This window comes from Nocardia vulneris (assembly GCF_001613425.1).
Classification (GTDB): Bacteria; Actinomycetota; Actinomycetes; order Mycobacteriales; family Mycobacteriaceae; genus Nocardia; species Nocardia vulneris.
Map to the genome: position 1 here is coordinate 1 of NZ_BDCI01000066.1, position 1,689 is coordinate 1,689.

Consider the following 1,689-nt stretch of genomic DNA (forward strand, 5'->3'; position numbering starts at 1 on the left):
GCGATGTTCGAGAGGTTCACCGACCGTGCGAGGCGTGTCGTTGTCCTGGCCCAGGAAGAGGCCCGGATGCTCAACCACAACTACATCGGTACCGAGCACATCCTGCTGGGGCTGATTCATGAGGGTGAGGGTGTCGCGGCCAAGTCGCTGGAATCGCTCGGGATTTCGCTCGAGGGCGTGCGTAGCCAGGTGGAGGAGATCATCGGGCAGGGTCAGCAGGCTCCGTCTGGTCATATTCCGTTCACGCCGCGGGCGAAGAAGGTTCTGGAGCTGAGTCTGCGTGAGGCGTTGCAGCTGGGCCATAACTACATCGGTACCGAGCATATTTTGCTGGGTCTCATCCGTGAGGGTGAGGGTGTGGCGGCGCAGGTGCTGGTCAAGTTGGGCGCTGATTTGAACCGGGTGCGTCAGCAGGTGATCCAGTTGTTGTCGGGGTATCAGGGTAAGGAGCCGGTGGAGTCGGGTTCGCGGGGTGAGGCGGGTACGCCGTCGACGTCGCTGGTGCTCGATCAGTTCGGCCGTAATCTGACTCAGGCGGCGCTGGAGGGCAAGCTGGATCCGGTGATCGGGCGCTCGAAGGAGATCGAGCGGGTGATGCAGGTGTTGAGCCGGCGCACCAAGAACAATCCGGTGTTGATCGGTGAGCCCGGTGTCGGTAAGACGGCGGTGGTCGAGGGTTTGGCGCAGGCGATCGTCAATGGTGAGGTGCCTGAGACGCTCAAGGACAAGCAGCTCTACACCTTGGATCTGGGTTCGTTGGTGGCGGGTAGTCGTTATCGTGGTGATTTCGAGGAGCGTTTGAAGAAGGTCCTCAAGGAGATCAACACTCGTGGTGACATCATCTTGTTCATCGATGAGCTGCATACTTTGGTGGGTGCGGGTGCGGCCGAGGGTGCGATCGACGCGGCCTCGATTTTGAAGCCGAAGCTGGCGCGTGGTGAGTTGCAGACCATCGGCGCGACGACTCTGGACGAGTATCGTAAGTACATCGAGAAGGACGCGGCGTTGGAGCGGCGGTTCCAGCCGGTGCAGGTCGGTGAGCCCACGGTGGAGCACACGATCAATATTCTCAAGGGTTTGCGTGACCGGTATGAGGCTCATCATCGGGTGTCGATCACCGATGGTGCGTTGGTGGCTGCGGCGACGTTGGCGGATCGGTATATCAATGATCGGTTCTTGCCGGACAAGGCGATCGATTTGATCGATGAGGCGGGTGCGCGGATGCGGATCCGCCGGATGACCGCGCCGCCGGATCTGCGTGAGTTCGATGACAAGATCGCTGATGCGCGCCGGGAGAAGGAGTCCGCGATCGATGCGCAGGACTTCGAGAAGGCTGCGCGGTTGCGGGACAAGGAAAAGCAGCTCGTCGCCAAGCGGGCCGAGCGGGAAAAGCAGTGGCGTTCCGGTGATCTGGATGTGGTTGCCGAGGTCGATGACGAGCAGATCGCCGAGGTTCTGGCGAACTGGACCGGTATTCCGGTGTTCAAGCTGACCGAGGAGGAGACCACTCGGCTGCTGCGGATGGAAGATGAGCTGCACAAGCGGATCATCGGCCAGGAAGACGCGGTCAAGGCGGTGTCGAAGGCGATCCGGCGTACGCGTGCGGGGTTGAAAGACCCGAAGCGTCCGTCGGGGTCGTTCATCTTCGCCGGTCCCTCGGGTGTGGGTAAGACCGAGTTGTCCAAGGCG

At 61.3% G+C, this 1,689-nt stretch carries 1 protein-coding gene; it reads left to right on the forward strand.

Annotation, left to right across the window (positions count from 1 at the left end; translation table 11 throughout):
* Nucleotides 1–3 precede the first annotated feature (3 nt).
* Nucleotides 4–1,689 (forward strand): ATP-dependent Clp protease ATP-binding subunit (locus tag NVU01S_RS42010; RefSeq protein ID WP_063048263.1); only part of this gene is annotated, 1,686 nt, incomplete at its 3' end.